Here is an 18,963-nt window from a genome sequence, read left to right on the forward strand (position 1 = left end):
CTTTTGATTAGGATGCTAAAGAATTGAAAAATAAGGAGATTAATAAAAAGGGAGGGTGTGTCAAAATGCACATTAATAACTTGACAACTTTCAATCTATAAATAGTCCACCCTTAAAAGCCTAATATTCCTCTGATTCATCGTATAATATGCTATAAATTATTTGCAAATATCGAGACCTCTGCAAAACCTTCATTTATAAAAAGACCCATTTAGTTGTGTTTAGAATGCAAGTTCCAAAACGAAGTGCAATAGAGTCTTCATTTTTATCAACATCATTATATATATGATTTTGAAATATGGTTAAAAATCACCTTCTACTATCCACGATTTATTGACTTAAATAGAGTTACTACACTGTAGAAGTATATCGTAGTTATAAACATCTAAAAATATTTTTTATGGGAAAGAAAATAATTTTACTTATTATTCAAGGAGTTATACTGGCAACAATGCCTATATATGGTCAAACTACTATTGATAAATTGTTAATTCACAACCATATCTTGCAGCAGAAATTACAGATGGGTGATACTACAATTTATAATTGTAACAGGCGAGATATGCCTATATCACAATTAAAAAATAATAGGCAGAAAAGTGTTTCAAATGTTCAGCATAAGCAATCGCCAATAATCTATGAACCTGGTTGGAGCGTTGATTTTAGCAATGTGGAACAATGGGAACAATTCACTATAATTGATGCTAATGGAGATAACGATACAATTAATGGCAAGAAGAATGGAATATGGAGCCTTTTACTTAACGACCAGAATGGAATGGCAATGTATTATTACAATGCAAAGAATGCAGCTGACGATTGGTTAATTTCACCAGGAATAAATCTAAAAGGTGGTAAGACTTATTATGTGAAATTTAAGCTTCGTTGCGTACAAGCTACCTATCCCGAACGTATAGAAGTAAAGTATGGTAATGCAACTAAGGTGGCTGCTATGACTGGCGAAATACTTACGCCCACAGAAATAAGTAATACTACTTTTCAAGAATATACACAAACATTGAAACCTTTGAACGATGGTGTATATTATATAGGCTTCCACGCTATTAGCGATGCTTTTCGTATTGCTCTTTATGTTGATGATATTTCTGTTGAAGCAGCACCAGAAGCCAAATCTCCTAGTAAGGTTACTAATGTAACTATTACACCAGATGCTTCAGCAAGTTTGAAAGCAAATGTAAACTTTACTGCGCCAAAAACTTCGTATGATGGAATGCCATTAACCTCATTAGGTGGTATTCGTGTATTAGTAAATGGCACACAGGTGAAAAATATAAATACTCTTAATCCTGGTGAACAATATAACTTTGTGATAGATAATATTCCACAAGAGGGATTAAATAGTTTTACTTTTCTTCCTTATAATGAGATTGGAGATGGAGAAGCGTATGTTACTTCTTCTTATATAGGACTCGATTTCCCATCAGCTCCAACAAATGTAAAGCTCTCAGATGATCCTAATAATATTATTCTTTCGTGGAGTGCAGCTCGTCCTATGCATAATGGCGCATTCTTTCCAGAGAAAGTAACTTATAATATACATACTGTTAGCTACGATAACTTAGGCCAAGTACAATTGGGAGATAAAATAGGCGAAGTTACAAATGGGCAGACAGAATATGCCTTAGGTTATGGTGCAGATAAAGGAAAACCAAGACAACTCGAATTAGCTGTTACTTCAAAAAATGCTAAAGGGGAGAGTGAAAAAGGAAATGTTTCTAATACTCTTTTATTAGGCGTGCCTGATAGTACGCCATACTATGAGAGCTTTGTTAATGGTAGAGAAAACAAAGTTTTAATACCTTTTGCAGAGGGACAAGGTGTAACTTTCCAAATGGCAGGTGTGGGAAGAACAGTAGACGAATCGTCTGATGCAGACGGAGGTTGTCTTTATCTTCAAACTCTTATGAACGATTCAGTTGGTGTAAATACATTCAAAATATCGTTAGCAGGAACACATCACCCTATATTAGCATTTAAACAAAAAAATACTACAGCCAGTGGTATGTTTTATGTATATGCGACAATTCCAAATAAAGGTGTTGTGTATCTGAATAAAGAGAAATTAGTTGCAGGCGAAACCAAATGGCAAACATATAAATACGATCTCAGCCAATTTATAAATGAACGTTATGTTCAGTTAGGTTTTGCATTTGCTGATAAGTCAAACGAGAGTAGCACTAAAGTTTTATTCATAGATAATATTCGTGTAGGCGATTTAGCCGATAGAGACCTTTCTGTTGCAGTAACAGCAGATAAAGAAGTGATGCGTTCTGAAACTACGAATATCCATGCAAAAGTAAGTAATGTAGGCGATAAATCTATAAATGCTTACCAACTGTTACTCATAGTCAATGGGAAAGAAATTAGTAGACAACAAATAAACGAGCCATTATCTTCTCTTGATATTAAAACATTCGAATTATCTTATAAAATAGATAAACTTGAGGCTGCAGAACAATTAAACATAAAGGTGATAGTATTAGCAGACGGAGACATTAATGACGAAAATAATTCAGCAAATACGAATATTGCTATTAAGAAACCCGATGTTTCGCCCGTACAGAATTTATCTTGGGTACAAGTTGGTAATGACATAAAACTTTCTTGGGAAAAACCAATACCTTTGATGATAAAGACTGATGATATTGAATCTTATACTCCATGGGCGATAACAGAAATAGGAAACTGGACATTTGTTGATGGTGATAAAGCAACAACAGCTGGAGACTTTCTGTATGATTCTAATGGTACAGAAATTACCTATCCGAACGAAGGAGAACCTTTTGCATTTATAGTGTTTAATCCTCACGATTTTAATGGACGTGATTTACCTGCTGGTGGTTTGCATACATTCGATGCTCATAGTGGAAAGCAATCTTTAGCATCTGTTCATAGTACGCAGATGAATATGTATAGTTTCGAACAAGAAACTGTTGCGAATGATGATTGGATTATTAGTCCGGAATTACCACGTCTTGCTCAAACAATATCTTTTTACGCCAATAATGTTGTAGCAACCAATCAGATAACAGGACAGAAAGTTGATTTGAAACAAACTGTTCAAATTCTTTATTCTACTTCTGATACTGATATCAACCATTTCAATATATTAAAAACTGTGGAGATTTCTGGTGGAGAATGGCAAAAGATTGAAGCAGAACTCCCAGAAGGTACAAAGTTCTTTGCAATTCGCAATGTTACAAAACCTTCAACAGCCTATATTCTGCTTATTGACGATATATCTTATTATGTAGGTGGTGGTAATGTTGAGAAATATAACATATATCGAGATGGTATTCTTATCGGTTCAACAACTGATTATAATTATATTGATGTGAATGTTACAAAAGGTAATCATATTTATCAAGTAACAGCAAGTTATATAAATAATATAGAGTCAGCTCCAACAACTATTGAAGTTATTCCTACTGGAATATCTACCGTTTCTAATTCCAGCATTACTTATGATATATACACACTTAGTGGTGTATGCTTAAAACATCAAGCGAACACACTTAAAGGGTTAAGAAGGGGGATATATATTATTAACGGAAAGAAAGTTATAATAAAATAGGAATACAGTTTTGTGCGGATAGACAATATATAATATTGCATAATGAGATATAAAAGAATATGACGTCATTTTAATTCGAAAACGACGTCATATTTCTTTAGAAATAATATTAACACAACCTATCTTAAAAGTTGTTCATCTCTAATACCATTCGTTATAGCGATGGATTAAAAATAATAAGCAACAGCTACCTGCCAAGAATTGTTCCTGCTTTTTGCTTTTACACCAATCAATTGTTCTGCAGCATTAGCAATTGTTTCTAGTGCTTTTACTTCTGCTGTTTTACCCACTGCTATATTATAGTTCGCACTAACTTCGAAATGCTTCATAAATGTAACACCAAGACCTGCATTTATACTGAAATTGCTCTTTTTTAGCGAATAGCTACTTCTTCTATTCCATTTAAAATATTTTTCGCCTATATTAATGCCCCATTGTGGACCTGCAGAAAGAAAAGCACTCGCCATAGAACCTAAGCCAACAGAATAGCGAAAGTTTACAGGAATTGCTATTTGCTGTTGTTTTACAGTTTTCTCTTGTGATGTTGGGTCGGTAACTTTTGCTTGACGGAAATCGTAAAGTGCCGAAACATCTACTCCTAAGCCAACAATAGGAAGTGTGAATTTAACCGTAGGACCTATGAAACCACCTGCACGATTAGTCGTTTTAAATAGTTCCGAACTAAGTTTCATGTCTGTAACATTCAATCCTGCTTTAATACCAAACTCAACATCTTGTGCTTTTACTGATGTTGAGATGCATAATCCGATGAGAAGGATTATTAATGAAGTTGTTTTTTTCACAATCTTAAATATTAAAAGCCTAAGTTGCTCTATAATTTAGAAACATCAGAGGCTTTAAATTAATAACTCTACCCAAAAACGCATTTTATTTATTAATGTCGTTGCCGGCGTACACTAACACGAGCAGCATTATTAGATGTTCCTCCTGACGAGTTTGAACGACGAGAAGAACGCGTTACTGTAGTTTCTGCAGAACGTCTAGTACGACGCGAACGAGTTTTTACAGCTTTCGTGTTATCTTTTGCTGCAGAAATACTATCTAAGCTATCACGTTTTTGTATATTACCAAAGATATTTTTTTCGAACTCTTTTAATTCGTTCTCAATCTTTCTTTGCTCTTTGTTCATTGCCGAATCGGTTGTACAATATTGCGCAAGTGTTTTGCCGAGCATATTTGTTGTTTTATAAATCTTTCCTTTGTAGCAATTCATTGTGAAATAGTCTTCTACGCTCATTGTAGCAGCATTATTCAAATTACTCGTCATTATGGTTTGCTTTGAAAGGAACGGAGCTAAATCGTCGTATTTAACCCAAAACAACGGATACTTAACTTCGCCATCTCCAAAGTCATCTGCACGATACATTATAGGGCAAAGTGCAATAACTTTTCGATGAAAAGTAGATGTTCCCTGGTCGTAATAGGCACTTTCTTTTAAATAGTAACCTTTTACTTCTGCCGAAGGAATGTCGCTATTATCCAATCTTATACCACGATCTGTACGTTCGTAATAAATATGATAATTATCTAAGAATTGTAGCGGCTTTATGCGTGCCGAATCTGTAAACACTTCGTTGCCATCCATTCTATATTCGTATGCATTTATCCCACCATTGCGTGGTCCCATCATCATTAATTTGAAGATATAGCAAAACAAATTCATCTGCGAGCCAACAGGTTCTGTCGGATAATATAAAGGAGCATTGGCATCGTCCATAAGATTGAGTTCTCGATATATATCGCGACGCCAAACTACATCTTCTTCCATTGGAGCTGCAGTAGGAAATGATATTTGAGCACGTGTAGTTATAGTATTTGCATTAGAACGGCTGCTCTCTTGTTGTGTTCTACGACGAGCTGGCTGTGCAAAACTACTTATTGCAACTGTGGCAACACATATTATTAAGAATATTCGTTTCATTTTCTGTATCTTAAATAATAATTCAAACAATGGTTATTTACACCAACGTAGAATTTATAATTAATCTTCATTTTATTGTTACTGCACTATCACTTCCATATTTCTTCCATTAAGTGTACGTGTTGTACCATCTGGACCGTGAACAACAACGTTTGTTATATAGAAGCGCTTATTACGACTGAGATGTCGGAATTGTTCTTTTTGTTGAGCAGAGAACTGTGAGCCATTACTTGATAATGGTACAGCATTTCCTAAATTATCGAAGAATACGGTGCGGAAACTTGTTACTGTAAATGGAATATCTAATAGTCCATCGTCTATTGCAGCATGTATACCTGCTGCAGACATTAAAGCTGCTTTTGATAGACCTCCACTCTTAAATCTATCGCCTCCCATTGCAATATACGGAGCTGGGTCTGGCAATTTACGTACACGGAACTTATATTCTCCTATTTTTCTTCCCTTTGCCGAAACCGAAATTGTTACAGGATTTCCAACAGATGTTGGTCGTGCAACAAATTTACCCCCACCACGCGAAATTAATGAACCTCCAGACATAGAAGCTTGTATATCGTTTTGAGCAGTATTTGGGATACTAATGGTAATTGGATTATCGAAACCAGCATAAAGTACATTCATTAAATCGGCAGCTATTGTTGCCATTCCTTCAAAAGCTGGTGTTTTTTGCATACCATCAGGACTAATATAAGTTTCTGGTTTCGGTCCACCAGTTACCCAATAATCTTGTGTAAAGTTTCTTCGTATAACATTTCCTGCAAGATCTTTAATTAGCATATAACCACTAATAGTATGTTTTCCTGGAGTTCCAGCTTTTATACTTATTTTATTACCTTTTATTAGTTGTCCGTTTACATAAACTTGTGGTTGTTGTGTAGAGTCGATTGCTGCCATTAGCATTTGTGCCGTTAGCGTTTCGCCGGGATAAAGTCGTGTCTGACTTGGTACAACAAAAGCTTGTAGTTTATTAACACGTAAATCTTTTAATCCAACATTGGCAACAAGTGTGTGTAAAACTTCGCCTTCTGCATAACGTATATCGCTTTGCAGCTTTGAAAGCAGCGTAACAGCAGCCGATGTTGGCATATTTTCGAACATATATTCTTCCCAATTCTTATTTAAAGAATGGTGTGGAACGACTGTAGAAAGGTTACTTGCTATAATTTTCTTCTGTAAAGGGTCTGTAACGAAACGCAGAATACGCTCACGATAACTGTTTATAGCATTAAAAAGTTTGTGTCCTTGCCCTGTTCCTGGCGCCAACATTATTATTCCCGCTGCTTCCAGGTTTTCTTTATTTTTAATGTTTAATGGGTCGCCATCGTCTCCATCGGCTTCTTTTACAATGTCTATCTTTAATTGTTGAGCATAATTAAAGAGCGAATCGCTCATATTTCTCACTGTTGATGCCATTGCAAACCATGCTTTCACCTTTTCAGGGTTCTTTTGCATCATTTGCTCCAATTCATCGAAGATGGCTTTATTTTCCATAGAAGAGTTTCCAGTAGTACGATTTAAACTTTCCTCTACAATAGAAAAGCCATTAAGTACTTCTGTTGAAATATTCAACGCAAGCATCGCCATTAGTACAACGTACATCAGGTTAATCATCTTCTGGCGTGGGGAAACTTTTCTTTTTATAATTGCCATATAAATATCTTTCTATTAATATGTCTGCTTGTCTGTTTCATCTACATAATTCTTTTTATTATGATGATATAAACAGGGTTGCTATTTTAAAGATGAATGTACTTTTAACTTTTATTTCTCTGGTGTAGGTTGAGCAGAAATGTTAGGCGATGCAACACGCATATTCACAGTCATTGCTTCTATCATTCGTGCATATACCTGGTTAAGTTGCTCTATTTGTTGTGCCATTTTGCGAGTTTGCTCGTTAATTTGGTCAATAGTACCAATCTGCTGGCTCGCACCTTTCAATTGCATTTCGTAAACTTTGGTAATACCAGTGAGTGTACGATTTAGATTTTCCATTTCTTCACTATCACGAGTTAAACGTTGGCTTTGGTCGTTCACTCTTCCCAACATTTCTGTCAAATTTTTTAATGCATCAACATAATTAGTTTGTGCTTCAACCATCTCTGGTGTTTGTTGTTCTGCATTTGCTATAATTTGACTTTGCTGATTAACTACTGCTGCTGCAATTTTATCGGCTGATGGAATAGTTTGTCGTGCAATATCTTCTACCACCGTATTAATAGACGCTGTTGTTGTTTGCGCTACAGATGCTGCATTTTGTATTTCATTCTCAACAAGTTCTCCATTTTCTTCATCGTTTTCAAGATGAAGAGGAATTTCTTTTCCATCATCTGTTTTATCGAAAGGACGGTCGAAAGCCGACAAGAAGAACACAATTACTTCGGTTCCCATACCTAAAAACAACCAAACATTCGCTCCTGGAAGGTGAGTTAGTTTAAACAATGCTCCTAAGATTACTACCGATGCTCCCCAGCTATAACCATAGTTTAGGAAGGTTTGCCCTGCAACTGTGTCAATCCATTTTTGCAGCCTATATATAATGTTATATTTGCTATACTGTGTCATTGTGTTTTTTTATTTTGTTTTTCTTTTCTTACTACTTTTCTTTGCTTCTTTTGCAGCTTCGCTTGAAGAACTAGCTAAGCTACGTACACAACGAAAACCTATATAACTACGTGGTTGATTTTGATATTCCCACGTACGCCATGCACTTCGGATATAACTTTCTGGATCTTTCCAACTACCACCGCGTACACTTTTCTTTTTCAACTTATAAGGGTCTTCTTTTGCGGCTTTATATTCTAATTGTGGGTTTAAGTCGTTCATAGACTTTACTCCTGCTTCTGTATAAACAGTGCTGGTCCATTCAGCCACATTTCCAGCCATATCGTATAAGCCATTCGAATTTGCACTATAAATACCCGCTCTACTGGTTATAAGATTACCATCTTTTGTATAGTTACCTCGGTCTGGTTTAAAATTAGCATAGAAACAGCCATTACCATTTTTTACATCTTGATTTTCCCATGGAAATTCGTCTTGATTCTTTCCACGTGCTGCATATTCCCATTCAGCTTCTGTTGGTAACCGATAACGTTGAACAAAGCGAGCTTCTTTTCCTAAACCTTTTAGCAAATATTCTGTACGCCAAGCACAAAAAGCATTGGCTTGTTCCCATGTAACACCTACTACAGGATAATCGTTGTATGTGGCATTACTAAAATAATTGCGCAAATAGGTTTCATTATCCGAATTTCTAAAGTCGTTTACCCAACAAGTTGTATCTGGATATACGTTTACAATATATGTATTTAAGAAATCCCAAGCACCAGTTAAAGGTCTATTTATGGTTTCTCTGTGTATATTTCCTTCATCGTCTACATACGCAGTATCTTTCGAAATCATAACAACTTCGTTCGGATTTACTTCAACATCTGTATTTAAATTGCGTTCTGCAGGGTTCAAACGGTTACGTCTAAGTGCTGCAGCTGTGTAATCGTATATTTCATAACGATAATTTAGTTGTTTCACATCTAGACTTTTTTCGCCTGTAGCTGGATTTGTTGTATATAAACTTTCAAAAGCTCGTTGTTCGTCTTCATTGGGTTTACGTGGTAAACGTTTATTCCAATTTAAATGTGGCGTAACAGGATTACCATTTTTATCTTCGGTTATCATATAAGTTTCGTCGCCTCCGTATGCTGGATCAGCAAGACGTGTACGGAGAATTGAATCGTGTACCCATTCAACAAACTGTTTATATTTAGAATTTGTTACTTCTGTTTCGTCCATCCAGAAGCCATCTACAGATATATCTTTCACAGGTGTAGTTTTTCCCCAAAGACTATCTTGGTCTGTTAGTCCCATTTTCAACCAGCCACGTTTCACTAAAGTCATACCAAACGGAGTTGGTTCTCGAAACGATTTTCCTCCACCAACACCTGTAACTTCACCCCCTCTCCCTGGTGTTGCAGCCGATTTTCCTGCAAAGCAACCAGAAAGTGTGCTAAGCATAACAACACTAAGGCAAAGAATAAATATGTTCTTCTTCATTTTCATATTTTGTTTTCTATAGAAATCTTACGCTTTTATGTTTATTTCGTCCTTTTTTTTGCAAGTTTATATCGGTTTTATAGCTAACTACCAATTCGTGGCTACCATTTCCCAAATCGGCAGTACCTGTATACATTTCGTAACTGTAACCTACATTTATGTTATGAAAGCTTCCTCCAACGTATGCTGTTACCGAGTTTCCAGGACTATAAGATACACCACCATATAACACCCTTTTTTCGTTTGTATATACTAATCGTGCTGTTATATCTGCACGATATCCATTACCATCATAACGTGCCATTATGGAAGTTGGTATAGTTAGAAACGGATTTCTTAGCTTTATATTGTATCCACCCGTTAAATAATAGGTTCTATCTATTTGTAGTTCGTTTTTATCGCCCAGTTCCACCAATGGTGCATTAAGATGTTGCACAGATGCTCCTACATACCAATTGTTATGTATATAGTAAACACCTACTCCTAAATCTAAACTCTGACCATTTACCTCTGCTTTTGCAAAAGCTGGATCGTTAGCATCTTCTAAATCAAGTTTAGAACCGTCAAACTTTTCTAATAATAAGCCTAATTGTACACCTGCCGACAACATACCGCCAAACAAATTTTTGCGAAAAGCATATTGACCTGCTATGCGTTGATGGGTAAAAAGACCGATTTGGTCGTTTAAAATAGATACACCTACTCCGTGATATTGCTTCATAAAATATAGTGGCATACTTGCACCAACATACATTGCTCGCGGACTATTTTTATATCCTGCAAAATTTAAAGCGTATGCTCCCACTACATTTAGCTGATTTTCTTTTCCCACAGAGGCTGGATTATAATAAGGTTCCATATTCCAGTAGTGACTAAAAGCCACATCGTATTGTGCCAATGCTACAACATTAGCAAATGCACAGAAACCTATTATGGATATTAAGCGTTTTAACACATTTATATAACGATGGTTTTTCGGTATTATTGCATTTTCCATAAAAGGTATATTTTAGAAATTGCTTTTGTTTAATTTATCTTCCATACAAAATTTATACTATATGCCTAAAACGAGCTTGTAAAATGTTGCAGATAAAAAACAACTCACCATAGATATTATATATGGTGAGTTGTTCGAATTATTTTTGTTTACCTAATCAATATTCATCTTCGTTCCACAAAAAGTCGTCTTTAGATGGATAGTCGGGCCAAATGTCTTCAATGCTATCATAAACTTCGCCTTCGTCTTCTATTTCCTGAAGATTTTCTAACACTTCTAATGGAGATCCTGAACGAACAGCATAGTCAATAAGTTCTTCTTTTGTTGCTGGCCATGGTGCATCTTCCAGCTTTGATGCTAATTCTAGTGTCCAATACATAGGCTTATAAATTTGAATTTTAGCTTAATTTGCGTGCAAAAATACTATTTTATTTTTTATTTGCAAGGATTTTGCCAAATTTTTTCGGCTACATTTTCTATATTGTTTAAATAACGTGAAAGCACAAAAAAGTAGTCTGACAATCTATTTATATATGCCATTAAATTTTTGTCTACTTCAGAAGTCTCATCTAAACTTATAATTAAACGTTCGGCACGTCTACAAACTGTACGACAAACATGAGCAATTGATGCAGAACGACTACCACCTGGAATTACGAAATGTTTTAATTCTGGAATTGCTGCTTGCATTCTGTCTATTGCATGTTCTACATTTTCTATTAGTTTAGTTGTTACAACCGATTCTTTTATTTCTTTTTTAAAATTGTCGCCCATAGCTAAATTGCAACCTATGTTAAACAGCACGTTTTGCATTTCTGCCAATAGTTCTATGGTTTCTTCCTCTTTAATATAGGTGGCAAGTAGCCCTACAAAAGAGTTTAATTCGTCTACTGTTCCATACGAATTTATACGAATATCGCTCTTTTTTACTCGTGTTCCTCCTATTAAACTGGTTGTTCCTTTATCGCCAGTTTTTGTATATACCTTACTCATATTGTGTTGTTTTATTAGAAATTTATAATATAGTTCTGTTTAGGACGTTTGTCGAAAAAGGCAATACCCATATAATATAGGTCGAACGAGAAACTTACACGTTCGTCGTCTACTATTTCGTGCCAAAAAGCTTTTGCTTCTTCCGTTTTGTTTATATTGTCTACTATTACAAAGCTTTGTGCATTTATGGTTTTGCGCAGTGCAGCATAGAATGTTTTACTATGGTTGCAAACTGTAAAAAAATAAATTGCTACTTTGTTAGAAGCTGTTTCTACCGTTGTTTCATATTTCGTTTCTACATTCTCTACCAATGTTTTTTCGTTTGCTGCCGTTATGTAGCGTTCGTAATGGGGTAGTTTTGTAGGACAAAAATAAAATGTATCGGCTTTTGCAAAACGATTTATCCTATACAGCAGCCGTGCTTTCTTACGTTCTTCCGCATTTTTTATGGGACAAATTTTGTTTAGTTCTGCATAAACCGAATAAGAAGTATGATTGTTTATCACCTCCCTATCAAACGAAAAGGCTGACGGTGATTGTATTCCAAAACCCTGAATATATTTCATTCGTTGCAACCACACCATCAAAGCTTTTATCTTATATGGCAGATTTTTTTGTTGTGTCATTACTATAGTGCTGCAAACTTACACAAAAAAATGGTGAAAACCGAGAATATAGTCTTTTTTTTACGAATGTGATTCCTCTCTTTCTGTAAAATAGTGCGTTTTATAGAAACTATATAGAGGGTTTATCTCTTATTCGTTTTCATTTACTTTTTTAGCTCTGCAAAAAACATAATGAAATATTGCCGAATTTATAATTAATTTTTCTGAATTTATAATTATTTTTTTTGATTTTATTATTAATATTTTTCTCCTTCAAAATTTGTTTTCGGCGAATAAGGCTATCGTACACAAAAAACAGTGTAAAAAGAAGGCAATTTCTGCTATATTTCAGTCAGTAATAATATTTACTTCTGAGAGAAGTAAGATAAATTAATTTAATTTACTTACAAAAATAACAGATAAATCAGAGCAGTGAATAAAATTTCGTTATAAAAAGGGCGAAATTGAATATATAGAATTCTTCCTGTAAGAACTAAAATTAGAGCCACTTCCCCACTCTATTTTTTGGATTCTAATTCCAATAAAAATTCTTTTCGCCAAATCCCGCTGGCATATCCAATCATTGTTCCGTTTGTTCCAATAACTCGGTGGCATGGAATAATAATAGGTATTGGATTGTGTCCTACAGCTCCTCCAATTGCTTGTGCAGACATTTTTTGTTTTTGTAAATGTAGTGCCATTTTCTTTGCTAACGCACCGTAAGTTGTTGTTTTGCCGTATGGAATTTGTAGTAAATAGTTCCACACTTGTTGCCTAAAATGTGTGCCTTCTGGGCATAATAGCGGTGTAAAATTGGGGACATCTCCCTCAAAGTAAATATCCAACCAGCGTTTTGTATCATCGAAAATAGGAAGGTTACATACTTCGTGTGGCAATTTAAAAATATGCTGCAACGGTTTTTGTTTTTCAAACCATATTCCCGTTAATGCAATGCCGTTGCTTACAAGTGTTAAATTGCCTAAAGGCGAATTGTATGTTTGTATTTTTTGCATTATGTGAAAATACATTATTAATAGTGCAAAGATACAAAATAAATTACAGTGGACTGAAAATTGTATTATCTTTGCAGCGATTTCTATCCGGAATTAAATTTTTTAATATGGACATACACGAATATAGACAGCTAATTTTGAACGAACTTTTAGCTCGAAAAACAGAAAAAGGCGAACCTATTATTAGCGAATTGGAGGCAAACAATTTGCTAAACGAACTTACAGACGAGGATTTGATAATGGGAATGCCTTTTAATGAGCCGAAAGATATTGCAGATATAATAATTCAAATAAAATAATGATGAAAACAATAGCAAAACACTCAAAAAGAAAATGCTTGCTAAACTTATTGTCTGTAGGCATTTTTGCAACTGTAATTACATTTACTACAGCATGTGCAACCAGTAAAAGTAGTAACGAAGGAGAAACTTTTCGCGATGATAATGTTTCAATGCAAAGCACTTATCAGTTTAAAGATGTAAATGGTGCACAACTTTACGCAGCAAAAAAATATGGTGTAACGCCAATTGACTCGCGTGCAAAGTTAGAAAACGACCATAGACGCCTAAAACTGGTAGAATCTAACGGATATTATTTAGTAGACAGATTAAAAGATTCGGCACCTTATTTAACAAAGGGAGCAAAAAATCTTTTAAAAGAAATTGGAAAGCGATTCCAAGAAGAGTTAGACAAAGAAGGTTATCGCGAACATCGCATAATAGTTACGGCAATGTTTAGAACTCGTAGAGATATTGCAATTGCACAACAAACAAATAGTAGTACAAACGACAATTCTGCACATTTGTATGGCACAACTTTCGATATAAGTTTCAGTCGTTTCAACCGTACAGGTACAAGTGGAAAGGCTGTTAGCAACGAAACTATGTGCAATATTTTAGGAAAAGTTATCTACAATTTGCGCGAAGAAGGCGAATGTTGGCCTATTTTTGAACGTGCTCAGCACTGCATTCACGTAACGGTTAGAAAAATATAACACACTGTTTTCTAAACTTTATTCTAAACGCAGCGTAGCATCGTTAGTGAATAAAGCAGTTACTAATGTAATATATTGGGGTAAGCGGTTTGGCTTGCCCCATTTTAGTTCTATTCCTAATAAGTCTTGTGTTGTTTTTCCAAGATCAAATCCTACAGCTTCTAAAGAAACTCGTACATCGTTAGGGTGTCTGCAAGCTTCTTTTTTAAGTCGTGTACAAGGTTTGTTTCCACATAGTAGGCATTGTGAGCCAAGAAAACAGATACTTCCTGGAAATTTACGTTCGTAGCTACGCAAATATGCCGATGCTTTTATTAAACCGTAACGCATAGTTTCTCTGCATACATTGTTTACTGCCTCTGGAGTTACGGTGTTTTCTAAAACAGCATCGTCAAAAGTCATTTTAGAACCCAGAATGTGTGCATATTTAAATTTATCTACAAACGCTTCTACATCAAATTCGCAAGGAGGACAAGTCCACGATTGTCCAAACTTAGGGCATTGTTTACACAATCCAAGAAACTTTTCCACATTGCGATAATTAGAAGTATAATCGCTAACAGGTATCATTGTTGTAACATGGGTCAGATTAAATCCATTATTATTGGTATTCCCCACACTTGTTAAAGAGCGTATTTCCATTGTTTTTAATACTATTAGTAGTTTTTTAGTGCAACCAATTTTATTTTTTGTATGCACTTTTCTAAAGCTTGTTCTTAGCTGTCTGCAAAAATACAATTCTTTATTGTAATAAAGAATGAAAATATGCTGTTTCTTTCTATAAATATAAATTCGCCAGTGTGTAAAATTATGAAACTATTTCGTTTGTAAAATACGTGTGAAGCTTAGTTTGGTTGGCAAATATAACATTGGTATGTTACATATAAGGTGCAAAAACGTAGAGTAGCAATATAAAAAACATTTATTGGATTTTGGTATGCAACAGAAAAACATTAACTTTGAACAAAAATAAATAGAAACAATTGAATATGAAAAAAATTACTTTACTTTTATTACTGCCTTTCGCTGCAGTTCTATCTGTGTTTAGCCAATCTACCTTTACTATTCTTCCAAAGTTTCAAGTAGGCGACACACTTGTTTATAATGCGGTAGACAATACTAATGATGCTGTTCATAAAGTTGTGCCAAATACAGCCATAAGTAGCCGAGATTTTTATTTAATTGTGAAAGAAAAGGACAATAAAGGAAACTTAAAAATAGATTATAAAATAAACAAAATAAAAATTCAAGAAGAAGAAAAAACATATAAAACTATTCCAATTGTTGGTGGTATAGAGAAATTTTTAAAAGACGACCTTAAAAATACGGCAATTCGTTTTACAATTGATGGTTCTGGACGTTTTCAAAGTTTGGATAACAAAGACGAAATAGAAGAACTTTACATACAAAGAATGTTACCCACCCTTTTAGACATAGTGAAAAAACAAACAAAACACAAACCTACAGTAAAAGAAATAGCTGAAGCAAAGGAAAAATTAAAAGAACAATTTAATATTCTCGACATTTTCGAGGAAATTCCTGCGCTTTTTAAATACTACGGACAACCTTTAATGGAAGGAAAATCGGAGAATGTAGATTCGGTTACAACAAAATATACTGTGGCACGTTTAAACGATGGTACAATATGGCTAAAAACTAATATAGACCTTTTAAATGGTGATGAAACAACGGCTAAAGATAACCCTGGAGAAGAGTTTCTTAAAGATTCTAATTCGGAAGAAGATAACGATGACGACATAGATTTAGGCATTACGGCAACAAGCGAAGAGGAATATAAATATAATACAGAAGGATTTGTTACCTATTTAAAAGAGACTGTTCAAGTCGCGAATAAATATGAAAGTAGCGAAAACTCTGTATTACAAGGCGGAATAATAATAAAGTTGATAGAAATAAAAAAGAAGCAATAAAAAATATACATAAAACACTATAAGAACTAAAAAGCATCTAACTACTCTAAGTTAATGCTTTTTATTGTTTTTCCTATTGTAATATCCGAAGGTAGAAGGCTATTTTTATGAAATCCTAACACATTTATGTTATGGCGTTTCCCCTTAGATATATCTATTCCAACAGAAAGATAAGCTCGCCATACCAATTCGGTACAATAAAATTTAGTTGTATCTGCCAAATCGAAATCATTATCGAAAGGAAAACCTATTTTGCTTAAGGCATATTCTACGGCTTTTTGTGCAATATAAGCCTTACAAGGCACTCGCACTATTTTTGCTTTTACACATCTATCGCTTTGAAGATATGCACCAATAGATTCAAATTTCACAGTATCTATGTTGTTTTCTGATTCTCCAGGAACTGCGTGCACAACTTTCCAGCCATTTCTTGTATTTAAAAGCATACCTACATGCGAATAGTTGTTACAATCTAAAGCCATAACCATAGCACTTTCGGCACTTCTCCCTTCTCGAAAAATAATATCTCCATTACGCAACAACAAAGTATCAATATAGGCAGCACGTTTTTCTGATTCGTGCTGCCTATAACAAGAAAAAAATAAAAAAACTGTAGCGGACAATGCTGCAAACAGCTTATATTTCATATCTGTTTTATGATTGTTATGATTAAAGGCCAAGCGATTTGTTTGCCTTTTTCATATTGCCAAGTGCCTCTTTATCAAGCCCAGTGGTGAATACATGACCTAAAATTCCAAACGATACCATTTTACTACTTGCACCGTTTTGTAAAGAACCTACACTAAATATAAGATAATTGCTTACATCTAATTGAGAAGCAAGCACCTTATCTATAATACCTGCACCCAAAGAAGCATATACAGTTGCTTCATTTCCACCATCTTGCGCTATAGCTTTCATTAATTCTGTGTGGATAGCTTCTACATGTTTTGTTTTACTAGGGTTTGTAATGCCAAACAAAAGCAATATTGCTACTGGAATTATAATGCGCCATGCCTTTTTTGGAACATTAAACAATTTGTCTTTACACGTTTGTTCTGAACAACATTCTTTATTTTCTTGCTGTTGTGATGTTTCACATTGAGAACAATATTCTGAATCGTTGTTGAGCGGAGCACCGCATTTTTTACAGTATGCCATAATTATATTGTTTTTAAGAATTATCGTTAAACCTAACCAGTATAGAAATCGTTGTCTAAGTGAATAGATTTGCAAACGGTTTTATTTTCGGTTACAAAGATAATAAAAATAAATAATAAACTAAGCTATTTTAGTTTTAATTGATTAGTGCATAAAAAACATAAAAAGGTGTATCAAAGGTTGTTCTATCTATAAGAAGTTGCCTTCGATACACCTTGTTTATTGGTATTGTTTGCCATAAACGTAACGACAAACAAGTGCGCTTATTAAAGATTTACATTATCTTTTTTCCAATCTGCTACTGCAGGAATGATGCCCAATGTTACAATTTCATCGCGCATTTTGCAAAGATGCTCATAAGAAGCCTTCAATGCAGCCATTTCCTCTTCAGTTCCAGTTGGCAAATCGTAATGAACGCCAGTCTTGTCTATTGTTGTTGGCATAGCCATCATTACATTCTTGAAACCTAAACGGTCGTCGTTTACATAACATCCTGCTGGAAGAGTGAATTTTTCACCACCCATTGCAGCTTCTATCATTTTAACTGCATTATATGCAGGGCTTTGGAACGAACTACGACCACGAAGTTTTATAATTCGTGAACCACCTTGCACTGTATCGTGCTTTATTTCTTCCCAACGTTCGTTGCTAAGATTCATTTCAGACAATGGTTTTCCATCTATTTTTACTTGAGATGCAAAAACTGCCATTTGTTCTCCGTGTCCACCATAGGTATGTGCACCAGTAACTTTGTCTTGTTGTACACCAAATTCTAATGCTAAAGCTTGTTGCAAACGGGTAGAATCTAACGCAGCTAAAGATGTTAACTGATTTGGTTTTAAGCCAGAATGGATAAGTGCTGTTAATGCTGTTACATCGGCAGGGTTAAAAATAACAACTACATGCTCTACATCTGGGCAATATTGCTTAATGTAATCGCCAAATTCTGCAGCAATTTTGCAGTTTCCTTTTAATAAATCTTCGCGAGTCATACCATCTTTACGAGGAGCACCACCAGAAGAAATAATATATTTAGCTCCTGTAAAAGCTTCTTTAGGATCTGTAGTCCAAGTTACATTTGCACCTGGAAAAGCACAATGAGCAATTTCGTCGGCAACACCATGTAAACCTGGTTCAAAAATATCGTAAAGACAAACGTTAGGTGTAAGTCCTAATGTTAATGCTGTTTGCGCCATGTTAGAACCAATCATACCGCCGGCGCCCACGATAACAAGTTTCTCGTTTGTTAGAAATGACATAATATATATTGTTTATATTTAAAATGAAATGCTAAATTATCCTACAACTTTCATACCGCAAATTTACAAAAAAGAAATAGATAATAGTAATTTTACGAAAGGATATTTGTTATTTAATGTAAAAAGCAATAAAATGCTATTTCTACATTACAAAAAACATAGAAACAAAACTCATAGAGGTATATAAAATGAAATTTTATTCGAAGAAAAATATTAAAATAAGTATACGAAGTGTTGGCGATGTTTCTATTGGAACTGTAGATGAAGATAACAGTATTGGTAGCTGATTTGTGGATTAAGGAAAGTAATTTAAATAAGACTATGTGGTAAATGAAGGAATAGAATTAAAACAACAGATAACCACCTCGCAAAACTTTAATTATATTTTCTGAAAATTGTAATTAA

18 protein-coding genes are annotated in these 18,963 nt (G+C 34.6%); 4 read left to right on the forward strand and 14 right to left on the reverse strand.

Annotation, left to right across the window (positions count from 1 at the left end; translation table 11 throughout):
- Positions 1-400 precede the first annotated feature (400 nt).
- Positions 401-3,595, forward strand: a complete 3,195-nt coding sequence (locus HMPREF9144_RS08845; RefSeq protein WP_006045626.1) for a choice-of-anchor J domain-containing protein — start codon at positions 401-403, stop codon at positions 3,593-3,595.
- A gap of 167 nt (positions 3,596-3,762) precedes the next feature.
- Here HMPREF9144_RS08845 and HMPREF9144_RS08850 read toward each other — a convergent pair whose 3' ends face one another.
- The 10 genes from HMPREF9144_RS08850 to HMPREF9144_RS08895 form a co-directional block, all read right to left on the reverse strand.
- A complete protein-coding gene (locus HMPREF9144_RS08850) occupies positions 3,763-4,398 on the reverse strand; it encodes a porin family protein (RefSeq protein WP_006045627.1) in 636 nt (211 codons plus the stop codon).
- A gap of 92 nt (positions 4,399-4,490) precedes the next feature.
- A complete protein-coding gene (gene porN, locus HMPREF9144_RS08855; protein WP_006045628.1) occupies positions 4,491-5,537 on the reverse strand; it encodes a type IX secretion system ring subunit PorN/GldN in 1,047 nt (348 codons plus the stop codon).
- Between the two features lie 78 nt (positions 5,538-5,615).
- Entirely contained in the window at positions 5,616-7,205 is a 1,590-nt protein-coding gene (gene porM / locus HMPREF9144_RS08860; protein ID WP_006045629.1) for a type IX secretion system motor protein PorM/GldM, read from the reverse strand.
- 111 nt (positions 7,206-7,316) lie between these two features.
- Positions 7,317-8,117 carry a type IX secretion system motor protein PorL/GldL gene (gene porL, locus HMPREF9144_RS08865; protein ID WP_006045630.1) on the reverse strand — a complete coding sequence of 267 codons (801 nt, stop codon included), beginning with the start codon at positions 8,115-8,117 and terminating at the stop codon, positions 7,317-7,319.
- A gap of 9 nt (positions 8,118-8,126) precedes the next feature.
- Complete coding sequence (gene porK / locus HMPREF9144_RS08870; RefSeq protein WP_006045631.1) at positions 8,127-9,611, reverse strand: T9SS ring complex lipoprotein PorK/GldK; 1,485 nt, start codon at positions 9,609-9,611, stop codon at positions 8,127-8,129.
- A 10-nt stretch (positions 9,612-9,621) separates the two neighbouring features.
- Positions 9,622-10,560 (reverse strand): PorP/SprF family type IX secretion system membrane protein, encoded by a 939-nt coding sequence (locus HMPREF9144_RS08875; protein ID WP_455084629.1) that lies wholly within the window; start codon positions 10,558-10,560, stop codon positions 9,622-9,624.
- A 199-nt stretch (positions 10,561-10,759) separates the two neighbouring features.
- Positions 10,760-10,981: a DUF2795 domain-containing protein gene (locus HMPREF9144_RS08880; protein ID WP_006045633.1), complete on the reverse strand. Its 222-nt coding sequence runs from the start codon at positions 10,979-10,981 to the stop codon at positions 10,760-10,762.
- Positions 10,982-11,037: 56 nt separating this feature from the next.
- Entirely contained in the window at positions 11,038-11,595 is a 558-nt protein-coding gene (locus HMPREF9144_RS08885; protein ID WP_006045634.1) for a cob(I)yrinic acid a,c-diamide adenosyltransferase, read from the reverse strand.
- A gap of 14 nt (positions 11,596-11,609) precedes the next feature.
- A complete protein-coding gene (locus HMPREF9144_RS08890) occupies positions 11,610-12,221 on the reverse strand; it encodes a hypothetical protein (protein ID WP_006045635.1) in 612 nt (203 codons plus the stop codon).
- Positions 12,222-12,718: 497 nt separating this feature from the next.
- Positions 12,719-13,213 (reverse strand): methylated-DNA--[protein]-cysteine S-methyltransferase, encoded by a 495-nt coding sequence (locus tag HMPREF9144_RS08895; RefSeq protein ID WP_040595434.1) that lies wholly within the window; start codon positions 13,211-13,213, stop codon positions 12,719-12,721.
- A gap of 107 nt (positions 13,214-13,320) precedes the next feature.
- Here HMPREF9144_RS08895 and HMPREF9144_RS08900 point away from each other — a divergent pair, with 107 nt between their 5' ends.
- A complete protein-coding gene (locus tag HMPREF9144_RS08900; RefSeq protein WP_040595435.1) occupies positions 13,321-13,512 on the forward strand; it encodes a hypothetical protein in 192 nt (63 codons plus the stop codon).
- Positions 13,512-14,207 carry a DUF5715 family protein gene (locus tag HMPREF9144_RS08905; protein ID WP_006045638.1) on the forward strand — a complete coding sequence of 232 codons (696 nt, stop codon included), beginning with the start codon at positions 13,512-13,514 and terminating at the stop codon, positions 14,205-14,207. The genes HMPREF9144_RS08900 and HMPREF9144_RS08905 overlap by 1 nt, the downstream gene beginning before the upstream one ends.
- A gap of 18 nt (positions 14,208-14,225) precedes the next feature.
- On the opposite strand, the gene HMPREF9144_RS08910 is transcribed toward HMPREF9144_RS08905, so the two are convergent.
- On the reverse strand, positions 14,226-14,849 hold the full coding sequence (locus HMPREF9144_RS08910; RefSeq protein WP_040595436.1) for a DUF2284 domain-containing protein: 624 nt from the start codon (positions 14,847-14,849) through the stop codon (positions 14,226-14,228).
- Positions 14,850-15,196: 347 nt separating this feature from the next.
- Here HMPREF9144_RS08910 and HMPREF9144_RS08915 point away from each other — a divergent pair, with 347 nt between their 5' ends.
- Complete coding sequence (locus HMPREF9144_RS08915) at positions 15,197-16,138, forward strand: hypothetical protein (RefSeq protein ID WP_006045640.1); 942 nt, start codon at positions 15,197-15,199, stop codon at positions 16,136-16,138.
- Between the two features lie 41 nt (positions 16,139-16,179).
- Here HMPREF9144_RS08915 and HMPREF9144_RS08920 read toward each other — a convergent pair whose 3' ends face one another.
- The 3 genes from HMPREF9144_RS08920 to HMPREF9144_RS08930 form a co-directional block, all read right to left on the reverse strand.
- Positions 16,180-16,785, reverse strand: a complete 606-nt coding sequence (locus HMPREF9144_RS08920) for a YiiX/YebB-like N1pC/P60 family cysteine hydrolase (protein WP_006045641.1) — start codon at positions 16,783-16,785, stop codon at positions 16,180-16,182.
- Positions 16,786-16,807: 22 nt separating this feature from the next.
- Positions 16,808-17,299, reverse strand: coding sequence for a DUF4359 domain-containing protein (locus HMPREF9144_RS08925; protein ID WP_006045642.1), 492 nt, complete (start codon positions 17,297-17,299; stop codon positions 16,808-16,810).
- Between the two features lie 266 nt (positions 17,300-17,565).
- Positions 17,566-18,558 (reverse strand): malate dehydrogenase, encoded by a 993-nt coding sequence (locus HMPREF9144_RS08930; protein ID WP_006045643.1) that lies wholly within the window; start codon positions 18,556-18,558, stop codon positions 17,566-17,568.
- Positions 18,559-18,963 lie beyond the last annotated feature (405 nt).

This window comes from Prevotella pallens ATCC 700821 (assembly GCF_000220255.1).
Taxonomy (GTDB): domain Bacteria; phylum Bacteroidota; class Bacteroidia; order Bacteroidales; family Bacteroidaceae; genus Prevotella; species Prevotella pallens.